The sequence below is a fragment of the Brucella tritici genome (assembly GCF_902825325.1).
Classification (GTDB): domain Bacteria; phylum Pseudomonadota; class Alphaproteobacteria; order Rhizobiales; family Rhizobiaceae; genus Brucella.
This window is the reverse complement of the sequence record NZ_CADEAR010000010.1, coordinates 95898-111759: the sequence shown is the minus strand read 5'-3', so window position 1 is coordinate 111759 and position 15862 is coordinate 95898. Positions and strand designations below refer to the sequence as shown.

The window sequence follows — 15862 nt, the reverse complement described above, 5'->3', positions numbered from 1 at the left end:
TTGTGCTGCACACATGGTCATGAATTCGGCCACGGCAACCAAGAATTAACCATGTGCCTTTACCGTTCATCTACCACGTTGCGACGGTTTGAAAACACGACATGCTTTTTGCCAAGGCCCCATCTGGCGGTTCGACGCCCATTGCCCGCAGGCTGCGATGCCTGTTTTTATCGGGCGTGGCGCTGGCGATCTGTCATGGTTCCGCCCTTGCTCAGGAAGCTTATCTTCGCGGGAGCGTCGCCGAAGACGTACTTTCAGCCTCCTCGCCCGAAACGCTCGCAAATCGCGGACTTGCCGCTCCTGGATATGATGACGGCGCCAGCGAGACGACTGACGACAGTTACACCCCGCCTGAAAACACGACGGCGGTAGACCCGGCAACCACAGTGCAGGCGGCTCCGATTGCTCCTGCACAGCAGGACCGCCAGTCGCTTCAACCCGACAATATTCGTGTCGGCTCGATTGACACCGAGACAAGCGAAGAGACCGGCCGTGCACAGCGTGAGAATTTACGTCAATTGCCCGAGCAAGGGCGCGGCTCTACGCAGGAAACCGATCCGTTCGCGCCGGTCGGCATTCGTACCGGCTCGTTCATCTTAAGACCGTCGCTCGAACAGGGTATCCGTGCCACAACCAACGGCGACAACAGCGCGACCGGCTCCAGCGCGGTTCTCAGTGAAACTACATTGCGGCTCAGTGCCCAGTCGGACTGGGCGCGTCATCAGGCAACGCTGGACGCATCGGGCACCTGGGCCAAGTCCATTTCGGGAGAAGATGTCTCGGAACCGCAGGTCGACATACAGGGCAAGCTTCGCTTCGATCTCGGTGACCAGACGACCGTCAACACCGGCGCGGGTTACCGGCTGCGTCGCGAAAGCGCGTCGAGCCCCAACGGGGTTGTCGATGCCTTGCAGCGGCCTCTGGTTCACACCCTCAACGGAAGTCTCGGCGTCGAGCGCGACATGGGCCTGATCTTCGGCAGTGCAACCGGGCGGGTAGAGCACAATATCTATGGCGATGCGGAGCTGTCGTCTGGCGGCAAGGTCAGCCAGAAGGACCGTGACAATACCTATGCCAGCATTACGTTGCGCGGCGGCTTTTCCTTGTCTCCCGCAATCAAACCCTTCACCGAAGTGGAACTGGGCAAGCGCATCTTCGATGAAAAGCTCGACAGCAATGGCTACGAGCGTAGTGGGTCGCAGTTTGCACTGCGCGGCGGTATGATGCTTGATATGGGCGAGAAGCTGAACGGCGAATTTGCGGCCGGTTACATGCGCGCCAACAGCGATGATTCTCGTCTCAGCGACATCAGCGGGCCGTCGATCAATGCAGCGCTCAACTGGTCGCCGCTGCGCGGAACCGATGTGCGCCTCTATGCGCAAACAATCGTCGATACCTCGACCACACCCGGCATTGCCGGGTCGCTCCTGCATTTTGCAAGCCTTGACGTGACCCGCCGCATACGCTCCGACCTCAGCCTCAATGGCAGGCTTGATGCAAATATCCGGCAGAACAAGGATGGCACCGGGACCGATTACACGATCGGCGCGCAGATCGGCGCAACTTACTGGATCAATCGTTTCGTCGGGCTGGATGCGCGCCTCCGCCACGAGTTCCTGACAAGCAAAATATCCGACCGAGAATATACCGCCGATAGCGTTTATCTCGGCGTGAAGGTTCAGCGCTAGAGCTTGTCTCCCGAAAGTGGGAGCCCATTTCGGGATAAAGACATGCGTAAAAACAAACAGATAGAACGGCACCCCTTTCGGGATGCCGTTTCGTGGTTAGCTTAAGCGAGCCAGAACAGAATGCACGCCATACCGAACCCAAGAAGACCGATAAGGGTTTCCAGAACAGTCCAGGTTTTGAGTGTCGTCTTGACGTCCATGTTGAAGAAACGTCCGACGAGCCAGAAGCCTGAATCGTTGACATGGGACAGCATGACGGACCCTGCAGCAAGCGCGATCACCACCGCTGCAGTCTCAAGCCCGTGATATCCGGCAGCCTGAACCGCAGGCTGAACAAGCCCGGCAGCAGTTATCAGCGCCACCGTTGCCGATCCCTGTGCCACCCGCAAAATCGTTGCAATCAGGAAGCCTGCCACGATAACGGGTAGTCCCGTATTCGCGAACGCATTGGACAAGGCGTCACCAATGCCGGAAGCACGCAGGACACCGCCGAACATGCCGCCTGCGCCCGTAATCAGGATGATAGAACAAACCGGGCCAAGCGCCGAATCGAGAATACGTTCGACGCTGGCCAGATCCCTGCCGCGCTGCGGCCCCAACACATAGGATGCCACCAGCACAGAAATCAGAAGCGCAACCGGGGTCGATCCGATCATTCGTGCCAGCTGATACCAATTTGCATCGGCGCTCACCCATCCTTGCGCGCGGGCAAAATCGAGACCGGTATTGATGAAGATGAGAACCAGCGGCAGCAAAAGAAGCAAGATCACCAAGCTGGAAGTCGGAGGGTTCACGGCCTCTTCCGCATTCGTCCCGGCATCAAAACTGTCGGGGATAGGGAGATTGATCCGCTTACCGATCCAGCCGCCGAAAAGGTGACCGGCAATGAACCAGACCGGTATAACCACCACGATGCCAACGAGAATGAGAAGTCCCACATCCGCACCCAGAAGCTCGGATGCTGCTACCGGGCCGGGATGAGGCGGGACGAAAACGTGCATCACCGAAAAGGCCGCAGCGACCGGAATACCATAGAGAAGCAGGCTTCCTTTGAGACGTCGCGCGACCGTGAAGACCACGGGAAGCATCACAACCAGTCCCGCATCGAAAAAGATGGGAAAGCCGAAGATCAGCGATGCGATACCAAGCGCCATGGGTGCCCGCTTTTCGCCGAACCGCCGGATGAGATCGTCGGCAAGCGCCTGCGCGCCGCCGGATATTTCGAGCAACCGGCCCAGCATGGCGCCAAGACCGACTAGCAGCGCCACGCCTCCAAGGGTCGATCCGAAGGCGGACGTGATAGTCGTCAGAATATTGCCAGCCGGAATACCAGTGGCGAGCGCCGTCAAAAGGCTGACGATTATAAGCGCTACGAAGGCATGGACACGAAACCGGATGATAAGCAAAAGCAATAATAGAACAGCGCCTACCGCTATCGAGATGAGCGCACCTGCACCCATCGTCTGCTGGAATTCTTGCATGCTTTATTCCTTATGAGGGGAGGAACTTGTTTGACGGATTACCTGAAAATGTTTCACACTTTTTGAGGGACCTACTAGGTCAAAAACCTATTGTCATTGTCAAAAAAAGCAAGTTTCACGGAAATCGTGCCAGCGGCCATAAAAAAACGCCCCCTTTGCAGGGGGCGTGACCGGAGATCAGACCAATTCTATCAAGCTGGTTTGATGGTATTCAGCAGATTGCCGATCGAGCCTTCGACCGATGGGCGAATATCGTTGCGCCACAGCGCGAAGGCAACATTGGCCTCGATGAAGCCGGCCTTGGAGCCGCAGTCGAACGTCAGGCCCCGATAATCGAAGCCGAAGAATTTCTGGGCATCGGCAAGCTTCAGCATCGCATCCGTCAGCTGAATTTCGTTGCCTGCGCCCTTTTCCTGCTTGCTCAGAAGCTCGAAGATTTCCGGCTGCAGAATGTAGCGGCCATTGATGTAGAGATTGGACGGGGCCGTGCCCCTGGCAGGCTTTTCGACCATCTGCGTGATTTCAAAACCACTGCCGATGGCATCGCCCTTGCCGACGATACCGTATTTATGCGCTTCTTCTGGATCGCATTCCTGCACGGCAATGACATTGCCGCCGGTCTTCTCATAAAGCTCGACCATTTCCTTCAGGCAGCCCTTCTTCGACTGCATGACCATATCCGGCAGCAGGAGAGCGAAAGGCTCATCGCCGACGAGCTCGCGGGCACACCAGACCGCATGGCCAAGGCCGAGCGGCACCTGCTGGCGGGTGAAGCTCGTCGTTCCTGGCTGCGGCTGGATATCCTGAAGATGCTCCAGTTCCGCCGTCTTGCCGCGCTCGGCGAGCGTGGAATAAAGCTCTACCTGCGCATCGAAATAGTCTTCGATGACCGCTTTGTTGCGTCCGGTGACGAAAATCAGATGTTCGATACCAGCTTCGCGCGCCTCATCGACCACATACTGGATGACGGGCTTATCCACGACCGTCAGCATTTCTTTGGGGATGGATTTGGTGGCGGGCAGGAAGCGGGTGCCAAGACCTGCGACAGGGAACACGGCCTTGCGAATTTTTCGGATCGAACTCATTCCTCTCCTCGATTTCACTATTTCAGATTTGCTATCAAAGCATTGAAACGACTGAATTTCAAATAAGGCCTTTTCATTAAAGAACGACGAAATTACATGCCCCATCCCATCACATTCAATGACCCGACCTTAATGTTGCTTGATTCAAAAATTTTTCGAAACTTCAGGCAAATTTTAACGCAGGTCTCACGATGGTAAACCAATTGCTAACCGACAGGTTCTAATTTGAACGTTCAACGGTTCGATCCGGAATTTTCTGCTGGCTCAAATTCAACACAGGATGGTATTAATTAACTAATGCAATCCGGGGCGAGTAGAATCCAGGTCGAAGGGAAACGCGCCGGTATCGGCTAAATTTGATTGCAGAAGGGAAACACAGAATGCTGCGATTTCCATTCACGGTGGGCCAGACGATGAAGCTGAAAGCAGCTGCAACGGTTGCGATAGCTGTGCTCGCCTCAACGCTGACAACTGGTTCCGCACTGGCTGATGCGCAATTTCGCCAATGGGTCGCCAGTTTTCGCCCTGTCGCCATAAAGGCAGGTGTTTCGCCGTCCACTTTCGACCGCGCATTTCGCGGCGTGGATGCGCCAGACCCGGTCGTTCTGCAGAAAGCACGGTATCAGCCGGAATTTACCGAACCTGTCTGGAATTACATCGATAACCGGGTGAACGAACAGTCCGTCTCGGTTGGCCAGAGCATGGCCCGGAAATGGGGACCCTGGCTTCAGCGTATCGAGCAGCGTTTCTCGGTCGATCGCAATATCCTGCTCGCCATCTGGTCGATGGAAAGCAATTACGGCGAAATCCTCAAACGTGACGACGTCATGCGCGATACGGTCCGCTCACTGGCCACGCTTGCCTATGGCGATCCGAAGCGCGCCAAATACGGCCGTACCCAGCTGATCGCTGCCATGAAGATCCTCCAGACAGGCGATATCGATCGCGGACATCTTTCCGGTTCCTGGGCCGGTGCGCTCGGTCATACGCAATTTATCCCGACCAGCTATCAGGCCTATGCCGTCGATATGGACGGCAACGGCAAGCGCGACATCTGGAATTCAATTCCCGATGCGCTTGGCACAGCGGCAAATCTCCTGCATCGCAATGGCTGGCAGCCGGGCCGTAGCTGGGGCTACGAAGTCGCGCTGCCGCAGGGACGCAAGTTCCCTTCCGGCTCGCTTTCGATCGCTGAGTGGCAGAAGATCGGTCTCGTCCGGGCCAATGGGCGCGCCTTCCCCGATCCTAACGAAAAGGCTACACTGAAAGTGCCGGATGGCCGTCAGGGGCCTGCCTTCCTGATGACGAAAAACTTCTTCGTCTTGAAGCGTTACAACAATGCCGACAAATACGCACTTGCTGTCGGCCTGCTTGCCGACCGCATCGGTGGTTACCAGGGACTGCGGCAGGACTGGAACCGCCCGTTCACACCGATCACCATGAACGAGCGTCAGGAGCTACAAACGCATCTGAAGGCACTCGGCTATTATGACGGCAATATCGATGGCAAGATCGGCTCCACCTCGCGGGCAGCTATCGAAGCCTTCCAGCAGCGCAACGGGCTTCAACCGGATGGTCATCCAAGCAAGGAAGTCCTGTCGGTTCTGCGCCGTCGTTAAACTGTCGGATTGATCGAATGGAGCGCACTTTACCAAAAGTGCGCTCCATTATCTTTTTCAGGATTGCCAAGCTATTATGCAAGCCATGAAGGCGAAACGGATGCGTGGAAATCGGACTGTGACCAAGCTTGTAAAAGCTTTCAGCATCGTGCTGGCGATGACAGCGCTGCTGTTTTCTGACATCGCCACGGCATCCGCACAGGAACGGCCGAGAACGCTTTTCGATCTCCTGTTCGGCTCGCGGCAAGCGCAGCCACAGCGCCAATATCAACAGCCAACGCCGCAACGCGCACGACCAAAGGCCAAGCGCTCCAAAGCGAGTTCTCCCGCTTCACGCCCGACACCGCCACCGGCGGCAAGCCCTGCGGTCGAGTTTGTGGAGAAAAAGCCGGATGCAAAGAAGATCCTCGTCGTTGGTGACTTCATCGGCAATGGCCTAGCCGAAGGCCTCGATGTCGCTTTCGCGTCGGACCCCAACTTCCAGGTCGTAACCCGAATAAATGGTTCTTCCGGCTTTGTTCGTAGCGACCATTTTGATTGGCCCGACAATATCGGCAAGATACTGGACGAGGAGAAACCGGCTGCTGTCGTCGTGATGATAGGCTCTAACGACAGGCAGGCGATCACCGAGAAGGGCGCGAGCCTACCGCCCCGGTCGCCGGAATGGAACGAGGAATATCAAAAGCGTGTCACCGCCTTCATCAAGGTGATCAACGACAAGCATTTTCCTCTGGTTTGGATCGGGCAGCCGCCGTTTCGCCCGAAAGGCATGTCGCAGGATATGCTGGCGCTCAATGAAATTTATCGTACAGCCACCGAAAAGGCGGGGGGGAAATTTGCTGATGTCTGGGATGGCTTCGTCGATGAGGACGGAAACTTTACCCAGACTGGCTTCGATATTAACGGTCAGACCGCGCGTTTGCGCGGCAATGACGGCATCAACATAACTTCAGCCGGCAAGCGCAAGCTCGCTTTCTATGCTGAAAAGCCGCTGCGAGCCTATCTCGGCGGTGCAAAGGACGAAGACCAGCCTCTGCCTGCGGCAGGCACTCATGACCCGTCCAAGCCCGTTGATCGTGTAGCGCCGGTCAGTATTCGCGACATCGACAAGGATGAAAGCGGCGTTCTGCTTGGCGGCAACCTCGTTGCGCGTCCGCAAGTTCCACGCCCGGCCCGGAATGAGAGCAAGCCTTCACCCGGACGGGCAGACGATTTTTCCTGGCCGCAGAAGGGCGCAAATCCCTAAATTTTTGAGCCTAACCAGTATGATCGAGCTGTCACTTTATTGATAGCCAGCGGCTTTCTCTATCCAATATGATTCTAATTACTACATTCCGCGCTGTTCACAGAAGCGCTCGCATCGTCTATCAGAAGCCACCGTCTGCCTGAAAAGGCTGGACAGGAAGGACGCTCTTCTGCACTTGCGGGAATTACTTTTCAGCGTCCGCCAGAAACAAGAGGCGTTTGAATGAATATCGCATCAAAGCCTTCTGTCGATCCACATCGGGAGGAGGAACCCCATCTTGCACGCAATCTGTCTAACCGACATCTACAGCTGATCGCCATTGGCGGTGCCATCGGCACCGGTCTTTTCATGGGGTCGGGCAAAACCATTTCACTAGCCGGGCCTTCGATCCTGCTCGTCTATGCCATTATCGGCTTCATGCTGTTTTTCGTCATGCGCGCACTGGGCGAAATCCTGCTGTCCAATCTCGAATATCGTTCCTTTGCGGATTTCGCAGGCGATTATCTCGGGCCGTGGGCGCAGTTCTTCACCGGCTGGACCTATTGGCTGTGCTGGATTGTGACCGGTGTGGCCGATGTGGTTGCCGTTTCGGGCTATGTCTCATTCTGGTTCCCAGAACTGGCGCTCTGGATACCAGCGCTCGGGCTGATCTTCACGCTTCTGGCGCTCAATCTGCCTACCGTGCGCAATTTCGGTGAAATCGAATTCTGGTTCGCGCTTATCAAGATCGTCGCCATTGTCGGTCTGATCATTGCGGGTGTGTACATGCTCTCGACCGGCTTTACCCTGCCCAATGGCAGCCAGGCATCGGTCGCCCATCTGTGGAACCATGGCGGGTTCTTCCCCAACGGTTTCCTTGGCTTTGTTGCCGGTTTCCAGATCGCGGTTTTCGCTTTTGTCGGCATCGAGCTAGTCGGTACTGCCGCTGCTGAAACCAAGGACCCAGTGCGCAATCTGCCCAAGGCGATCAACTCAATTCCGATCCGCGTGGTGCTGTTCTATCTCGGCGCGCTATTCGTCATCATCACCGTCATTCCTTGGGATCAGGTCGACCCGAATTCGAGCCCGTTCGTTGCCATGTTCTCGCTGGCGGGTCTTGGCATCGCAGCCCATGTCGTGAATTTCGTCGTGTTGACTTCGGCAACGTCGAGCGCAAATTCCGGCATTTACTCGACTTCGCGTATGATCTACGGCCTTGCCACTTCCAAACTCGCGCCGAAGGCGCTCGGCAAGCTGAACAAGCGGAAAGTACCGGTGAACTCGCTGTTCTTCTCGTGTGTTTTCCTACTCGCAGGCGTGGTTCTGCTTTATGCTGGCCAGAGCATCATCGAAGCCTTCACAATCGTCACGACGATTTCAGCGCTGCTTTTCATCTTCATCTGGTCGGTCATTCTGGCGTCATATCTGCAATACCGTCGCAAGCGCCCAGACCTGCATGAAAAGTCCACTTTCAAAATGCCGGGCGGACGTGCCGCCGTGGTCATGGTCTTCGCCTTCTTCGCCTTCATTTTGTGGGCGCTGGCGCAGGAGCCAGATACCGCAGCGGCCCTGAAGGTCACGCCGCTTTGGTTCGTGCTTCTCGCCATCGCCTATCTGGTGATGAAGTCGCGACGCGGCCAAAGCTGATCGGCTGATCCCCAAAAGACACAAAAAGCCCGGAGGAAACTCCGGGCTTTTTATTTTCAGTGTGCTCATTAAAGCTGATGAGATTGCGGCGCTGGCGAGCCGAAAATGGTGGAGTTTGAGAACCGGAGCAGAGTGTACTGGAGGTACATGAGCACCGGAAGCGCAAAACAACGCCATTTGCAGGCCGCTAGGGCCGGAATATCGCAGCTTTAACGCGGTAGAACGGAACTACCCATCAAATCAGCATCGATGGCGTGTGCCGCTTGGCGGCCTTCGCGGATTGCCCAGACAACCAGCGACTGGCCGCGGCGCACATCACCTGCCGCATAGAGCTTATCGACATTGGTGCGGTAGTCGCGCTCATTGGCTTTGACCGATCTGGAGCCGCGACGGTCGGTAACGATGTCGAGCTTTTCACCCAGTTCCTTGACCACGCTGTCTTCTGCCGGTCCGGCAAAACCGATTGCGATAAAAGCAAGATCGGCCTTGATGAAGAACTCCGTTCCAGCAATCGGCTTGCGCTTTTCATCCACCTGACAGCACTTCACATGCGTGAGGCGGCCTTCTTCGCCGATGAATTCCAGCGTTGCGACCTGAAACTCGCGGGAAGCGCCTTCCGCCTGGCTGGAGGAGGTGCGCATCTTGGTCGCCCAATAAGGCCAGACGCTAAGCTTGTCTTCCTTTTCCGGCGGCTGCGGACGAATATCGAGCTGGGTGACATTGACCGCACCCTGACGGAACGCCGTGCCCACGCAGTCCGACGCGGTATCGCCACCGCCAACCACCACGACATGCTTGCCGCCAGCCAGGATCGGAGCCGAAGTCCAGGCAACGGATTCGATATTCTCGCGTCCAACGCGACGGTTCTGCTGAACCAGATAAGGCATGGCATCATGCACGCCTTCAAAATCTGCACCCGGAATGCCCGCCGGGCGCGGCGTTTCCGAGCCACCGCTGTAAAGCACGGCATCATAGGTATCGAGGAGACCGCGCAACGGCTTGTCGACGCCGATGTTCACACCGCATAGGAAACGAACGCCTTCGCCTTCCATCTGCGCGACACGGCGGTCGATGTGGTGCTTTTCCATCTTGAAATCGGGAATGCCATAACGCAGCAGGCCGCCGGGGCGGCTTTCGCGCTCGTAGACATCGACCATGTGACCCGCACGAGCCAATTGCTGTGCAGCCGCGAGACCAGTCGGGCCGGAACCGATGATCGCAACCGACTTGCCAGTCTTGTTGGCAGCAGGCTGCGGCACGATGTAGCCGAGCTCATAAGCCTTGTCGCCCAGCGCCTGTTCCACCGTCTTGATCGCAACCGGCGTATCCTCGAGGTTCAGCGTGCAGGCTTCCTCGCAAGGTGCGGGGCAGACGCGACCCGTGAATTCCGGGAAATTATTGGTCAGATGCAGATTACGGATCGCCTGATCCCAGTTGTTGTTATAGACGAGATCGTTCCAGTCCGGGATCTGGTTGTGCACCGGGCAGCCCGTCGGGCCATGGCAGAACGGAATGCCGCAATCCATGCAGCGTGCCGCCTGCTTCTGCACTTCACCATCCGTCATCGGAATGGTGAACTCGCGGAAGTGGCGGATACGATCTGACGCTGGCTGGTACTTTGCCACCTGACGGTCGATCTCTAGAAAACCAGTTACCTTACCCATTCTTCTACTCCCCTCGGCCTGCGACCAGCGCATGGTCGGCTTTGCCGGAAGTTGCCCTGTCCGCCGCATCATCTTCCAATGCGCTGGCTTGCAAGGACGTTGTTATCTTTCACGTTGCGAAGGGCGCCCGACCCGAAGGCCGGGCTCCACTTTTCAGGATCGTGTCCTATTCAGCCGCAACACCGATCTGCATACGCTCCATCTCTTCCAAAGCGCGGCGGTATTCGACCGGCATGACTTTCACGAATTTGGGACGATAGCTCTCCCAATTGTCGAGAATGTCCTTCGCCCGCGTCGAGCCGGTGTAGTGCAGATGATTGGCGATCAGCTGCACCAGACGTTCCTCATCATGATGGGTCATGTTGGCTGAAACGTCCACACGGCCCTTGTGCATAAGGTCGCCGCCATGGTGATGCAGCTTTTCGAGAATGTCGTCTTCTTCCGGTACCGGCTCCAGCTCGACCATCGCCATGTTGCAGCGCTGGGCGAAGTCACCTTCCTCATCCAGCACATAGGCAACACCGCCCGACATGCCCGCCGCAAAATTGCGCCCCGTCTGGCCTATGACTACGACGACACCGCCAGTCATGTATTCGCAGCCGTGGTCGCCCACGCCTTCGACAACCGTGACCGCGCCAGAGTTGCGGACGGCGAAACGCTCACCTGCAACACCGCGGAAATAGCACTCGCCTTCAAGTGCACCGTAGAGCACGGTATTGCCGACGATGATGGAATCTTCGGCAACGATACGCGTGTCTTCCGGCGGGCGGATGACGATGCGACCACCCGAAAGGCCCTTGCCGACATAGTCGTTGCCATCGCCGATCAGCTCGAACGAGACGCCGCGCGCCAGGAACGCACCGAAAGACTGGCCAGCTGTACCGCGAAGGGTAACGGCGATGGTGTCTTCCGGCAGCCCCTTGTGACGGAAGCGCTTGGCAACTTCACCGGAAAGCATCGCGCCGGCAGAACGATCGACATTCTTGATGTCGATGTCGATCTTGACCGGCTGGCGGTCTTCCAGCGCGGGCATAGCCTCGGCAATCAGCTTGCGATCAAGGACATCCTCAATCGGGTGATGCTGACGCTCGGTCCAGTAGATTTCGTGCTTCTCGGCTTCAGGCTTGTAGAAAATGCGGCTGAAATCGAGACCCTTGGCCTTCCAATGGTCGATCATGGCCTGCTTTTCCAGAAACTCGGTCTCGCCGATGATCTGTTCCAGCTTGGTGAAGCCCATCTCTGCCAACAAAGCACGCACTTCTTCCGCCAGATAGAAGAAGAAGTTGATGACATGTTCCGGCGTACCCTTGAAGCGTTTGCGCAGAACCGGGTCCTGCGTCGCCACGCCCACCGGGCAGGTGTTCAGATGGCACTTGCGCATCATGATGCAACCGGCGGCAATCAGCGGAGCGGTCGAGAAGCCGAACTCGTCGGCACCGAGCAGCGCACCGATGATGACATCGCGACCGGTGCGCAGACCACCATCGACCTGCAGGGCCACGCGAGAGCGAAGCCCGTTCAGCACCAGCGTCTGATGGGTTTCGGCAAGACCGATTTCCCAAGGGCTTCCGGCATGCTTCAGCGAGGTGAGCGGCGAAGCACCCGTACCGCCATCATAACCCGACACGGTGATGTGGTCGGCACGCGCCTTGGCAACACCGGCAGCAACCGTGCCAACACCCACTTCCGACACCAGCTTGACCGAGATATCGGCAGCCGGATTGACGTTCTTCAGGTCGTAGATGAGCTGCGCCAGATCTTCGATCGAGTAGATGTCATGGTGCGGAGGCGGCGAAATGAGGCCGACACCCGGCGTCGAGTGACGGGTCTTGGCGATAGTCGCATCGACCTTGTGGCCCGGCAGCTGGCCGCCTTCGCCGGGCTTTGCGCCCTGCGCGACCTTGATCTGGATCAGATCGGAGTTGACGAGATATTCCGTCGTCACACCGAAACGGCCCGATGCCACCTGCTTGATGGCAGAGCGTTCTGGGTTCGGCTTACCATCCGGCAGCGGATAGAAGCGATCCGGCTCCTCACCACCCTCGCCGGTGTTCGACTTGCCGCCAATGGCATTCATGGCGCGCGCCAGCGTTGTGTGGGCTTCTCTAGAGATCGAGCCGAAAGACATCGCACCCGTCGAGAAGCGCTTGACGATTTCCGTTGCCGGTTCGACCTCATCGATGGAAACCGGCTTCAGACCGCGCTCGTCAGCGAAACGAATGTTGAACAGGCCGCGAATAGTCTTCGCCTGCGCCGACTTGGAGTCGAGCATGCGCGTATATTCGGTGAAGGTCTCCGGATTGGAGGTGCGCACTGCATGCTGCAGTCTGGCAACCGCATCCGGCGACCACAGGTGAGCCTCGCCGCGCATACGGTAGGCATATTCACCGCCAACTTCCAGCGAGGTCAGCAGAACCGGATCGCTGCCAAAGGCATCAGTGTGGCGACGTACGGTTTCTTCCGCGATTTCATCGAGACCAACGCCTTCAATGCTCGTTGCCGTGCCGAAGAAGAACTTGTCAACAAAGCCCGTTTGCAGACCAACTGCATCGAAAATCTGCGCGCCGCAATAGGACTGGTAGGTCGAGATGCCCATCTTGGACATGACCTTGAGGATGCCCTTGCCAATCGACTTGATGTAGCGCTTGACGACTTCATTCTCGTCAACTTCCGGCGGGAACTCGCGACGGCGATGCATGTCGAGCAATGTGTCGAAGGCAAGGTAAGGATTGATCGCCTCGGCACCGTAACCGGCGAGGCAGCAGAAATGATGTATTTCGCGCGGCTCGCCCGATTCCACAACGAGGCCAACCGACGTGCGCAGGCCCTTGCGGATCAGGTGATGGTGCACAGCTGCCGTCGCCAGAAGAGCCGGGATCGGAATGCGGTCCGGACCAACCTGACGATCCGAAAGGATGACGATGTTGTAGCCGCCATGGACGGCCGCTTCGGCGCGGTCACAAAGGCGTTCGATAGCGCCGTGCATACCGGCTGCACCTTCACCCGAATTATAGGTGATGTCGAGCGTCTTGGTATCGAAGCGGTCTTCCGTATGACCAATGGAGCGGATCTTTTCCAGATCGCCATTGGTCAGGATCGGCTGGCGCACTTCCAGACGCTTGCGGCGTGACGTGCCGACAAGGTCGAAAATATTCGGACGCGGGCCGATGAAGGAGACAAGGCTCATCACCAATTCTTCGCGGATCGGATCGATCGGCGGGTTGGTGACCTGCGCGAAGTTCTGCTTGAAATAGGTGAACAGCATCTTCGACTTGTCGGACATGGCCGAAATCGGCGTATCCGTACCCATCGAACCGATGGCTTCCTGACCAGTCGTAGCCATGGGCGACATCAACAGCTTGGTGTCTTCCTGCGTGTAGCCGAAGCTCTGCTGGCGGTCGAGCAGGCTCACATCCTTGCGCAGCGCACGTGGCTCGACCGGATTAAGGTCTTCCAGAATGAGCTGCGTGTTGGCGAGCCACTGCTTGTAGGGATGCTTCTGCGCGATCTGGGACTTGATTTCCTCATCTGAAACGATGCGGCCTTCTTCCATATCGATCAGCAGCATGCGGCCCGGCTGGAGACGCCATTTCTTGACGACTTTCTTTTCCTCGACCGGCAGAACACCGGCTTCCGAAGCCAGAATGACGAAATCATCGTCCGTCACGATATAGCGCGCCGGACGCAGGCCGTTACGGTCCAGCGTCGCGCCGATCTGGCGACCGTCCGTGAAAGCCACGGCGGCCGGACCGTCCCATGGCTCCATCAGGGCAGCGTGATATTCATAGAATGCCCGGCGGTCGTCCGACATCAGCTTATTGCCCGACCATGCTTCCGGGATCAGCATCATCATCGCATGTGCGAGGCTGTAGCCGCCCTGATGCAGGAATTCGAGCGCATTGTCGAAGCAGGCCGTGTCCGACTGGCCTTCGTAGGAAATCGGCCAGAGCTTGGAAATGTCATTGCCGAACAGTTCCGAGTCTACCGAAGCCTGACGCGCCGCCATCCAGTTCACATTGCCGCGCAGCGTGTTGATTTCGCCGTTATGCGCAACCATGCGGTACGGATGTGCAAGACGCCAGGACGGGAAAGTGTTGGTGGAGAAGCGCTGATGCACCAACGCTACCGCGCTTTCAAAACGCGGGTCCTTCAAATCCTGATAATAGGCACCGACCTGATAGGCGAGGAACATGCCCTTGTAGACGACCGTACGTGCCGACATGGACACGACATAGAAGCCCTTATCGTCGCCGTCGTTTTCCTGATAGATACGGTTGGAAATGACCTTGCGCAGAACGAACAGGCGGCGTTCGAAATCATCGTCCGTCTCCAGCATCGGATTGCGTCCGACGAAGACCTGAATGTGAAATGGTTCGGTTGCGGCGATATCCGGCGCCTTGGAAAGCGATGAATTATCAACAGGCACTTCGCGCAGGCCGATAAAGGTCTGGCCTTCGGCAGTGATGACTTCCTTGACGATCTCTTCAATATGGGCGCGCAGTTCCGCATCGCGCGGCATGAACAGATAGCCGACGCCATAATGGCCGGGCTGCGGCAGATCGATGCCCTGACGCGCCATTTCCTCGCGGAAGAAGCGATCCGGAATCTGCACGAGAATGCCAGCACCATCGCCCATCAGCGGATCGGCACCAACAGCACCGCGATGGGTGAGGTTTTCCAGCATCTTGAGGCCGTTTTCCACGACCTGATGCGACTTCTTGCCCTTCATATGCGCAATAAAGCCAACCCCGCACGCATCATGTTCATTGCGCGGATCGTAAAGTCCTTGCGCTGCGGGCAAACCTGCGGCTTTCGTTTTTCGCGTCGTTCGGTTGGGAGCGGTCGTCGCAGCTTTGACCGTTCCGTTCTGTACGTTGTGAGAAACCACATTCGATACAGATGGCGTCAAATGCGTCATCGTCATTCCCTCCGTTTGGCCCTCATCATGAGGTGCGCGATCAGTATATACCGAGATGGTGCGACAACCATCCCGCCGTTGATTTACATATAAAGGAAGCCTTATCGACAAGGCGTTGGACGAGGTTCCGGGCGAGCGGCAAGGCCGGTGCGAGGAACGATGTTTAGCGCCTTATTCTCATCAGGCTTGGACAGACGACACTCAGCCCACCAGAAAATGGCGCACTAGAATTCCTCCTGTCGCGGTCGGGGCGCCTGTTACCGCCAGACTATGTGTCTGCCAGTACGGCGCCTCTTTCTGAAACTTTTCGGAGAGCGTTGCGGCGCTTCCGTTTGCATCAGCGTTTAATTGGACAGCATTGCTGTCCTAATTACGTATGACAGAATTCAAATTGCCTCACAAGATGGAAACGCAATTTTTCTCATCATCTTCCGTAATAAAATATCAAAAGCCGTGATTTTACTGGATTTTAATTGCGTTTAGCCACCATTGCGTCAGTTTGGCGCGCTTTCGTTTGATTCAGGAATGCCTAAAA

General features: G+C 57.0%; 8 protein-coding genes. 4 read left to right on the top strand and 4 right to left on the bottom strand.

From position 1 onward, the window contains the following. Positions 1-101: 101 nt before the first annotated feature. Positions 102-1688 (top strand): outer membrane beta-barrel protein, encoded by a 1587-nt coding sequence (locus HWX93_RS15575; RefSeq protein ID WP_176037885.1) that lies wholly within the window; start codon positions 102-104, stop codon positions 1686-1688. A 101-nt stretch (positions 1689-1789) separates the two neighbouring features. On the opposite strand, the gene HWX93_RS15570 is transcribed toward HWX93_RS15575, so the two are convergent. After that, a complete protein-coding gene (locus HWX93_RS15570) occupies positions 1790-3169 on the bottom strand; it encodes a GntP family permease (protein WP_176037884.1) in 1380 nt (459 codons plus the stop codon). Positions 3170-3360: 191 nt separating this feature from the next. Next, a complete protein-coding gene (gene galU, locus HWX93_RS15565; RefSeq protein WP_176037883.1) occupies positions 3361-4254 on the bottom strand; it encodes a UTP--glucose-1-phosphate uridylyltransferase GalU in 894 nt (297 codons plus the stop codon). Positions 4255-4634: 380 nt separating this feature from the next. Between galU and HWX93_RS15560 the strand changes: the two genes are divergently transcribed. The 3 genes from HWX93_RS15560 to cycA all read left to right on the top strand — a co-directional run bounded on the left by HWX93_RS15560 (position 4635) and on the right by cycA (position 8745). Beyond that, positions 4635-5873 (top strand): lytic murein transglycosylase, encoded by a 1239-nt coding sequence (locus tag HWX93_RS15560; protein ID WP_109988877.1) that lies wholly within the window; start codon positions 4635-4637, stop codon positions 5871-5873. Positions 5874-5973: 100 nt separating this feature from the next. Continuing rightward, positions 5974-7119 (top strand): DUF459 domain-containing protein, encoded by a 1146-nt coding sequence (locus HWX93_RS15555; protein WP_176037882.1) that lies wholly within the window; start codon positions 5974-5976, stop codon positions 7117-7119. 222 nt (positions 7120-7341) lie between these two features. Next, positions 7342-8745, top strand: coding sequence for a D-serine/D-alanine/glycine transporter (gene cycA, locus HWX93_RS15550; RefSeq protein ID WP_176037881.1), 1404 nt, complete (start codon positions 7342-7344; stop codon positions 8743-8745). Positions 8746-8954: 209 nt separating this feature from the next. On the opposite strand, the gene HWX93_RS15545 is transcribed toward cycA, so the two are convergent. Further along, a complete protein-coding gene (locus tag HWX93_RS15545) occupies positions 8955-10409 on the bottom strand; it encodes a glutamate synthase subunit beta (protein WP_176037880.1) in 1455 nt (484 codons plus the stop codon). A gap of 166 nt (positions 10410-10575) precedes the next feature. Then, positions 10576-15327 (bottom strand): glutamate synthase large subunit, encoded by a 4752-nt coding sequence (gltB, locus tag HWX93_RS15540; RefSeq protein WP_176037879.1) that lies wholly within the window; start codon positions 15325-15327, stop codon positions 10576-10578. Between the last annotated feature and the right edge of the window lie 535 nt (positions 15328-15862).

Excerpts from the sequence above, each read along its gene's own strand:
- gltB (WP_176037879.1), bottom strand. The coding sequence starts at position 15,327 with ATGACGCATTTGACGCCATCTGTATCGAATGTGGTTTCTCACAACGTA.
- HWX93_RS15560 (WP_109988877.1), top strand. The coding sequence starts at position 4,635 with ATGCTGCGATTTCCATTCACGGTGGGCCAGACGATGAAGCTGAAAGCA.
- HWX93_RS15555 (WP_176037882.1), top strand. The coding sequence starts at position 5,974 with ATGCGTGGAAATCGGACTGTGACCAAGCTTGTAAAAGCTTTCAGCATC.
- HWX93_RS15570 (WP_176037884.1), bottom strand. The coding sequence starts at position 3,169 with ATGCAAGAATTCCAGCAGACGATGGGTGCAGGTGCGCTCATCTCGATA.
- HWX93_RS15545 (WP_176037880.1), bottom strand. The coding sequence starts at position 10,409 with ATGGGTAAGGTAACTGGTTTTCTAGAGATCGACCGTCAGGTGGCAAAG.
- HWX93_RS15575 (WP_176037885.1), top strand. The coding sequence starts at position 102 with ATGCTTTTTGCCAAGGCCCCATCTGGCGGTTCGACGCCCATTGCCCGC.
- cycA (WP_176037881.1), top strand. The coding sequence starts at position 7,342 with ATGAATATCGCATCAAAGCCTTCTGTCGATCCACATCGGGAGGAGGAA.
- galU (WP_176037883.1), bottom strand. The coding sequence starts at position 4,254 with ATGAGTTCGATCCGAAAAATTCGCAAGGCCGTGTTCCCTGTCGCAGGT.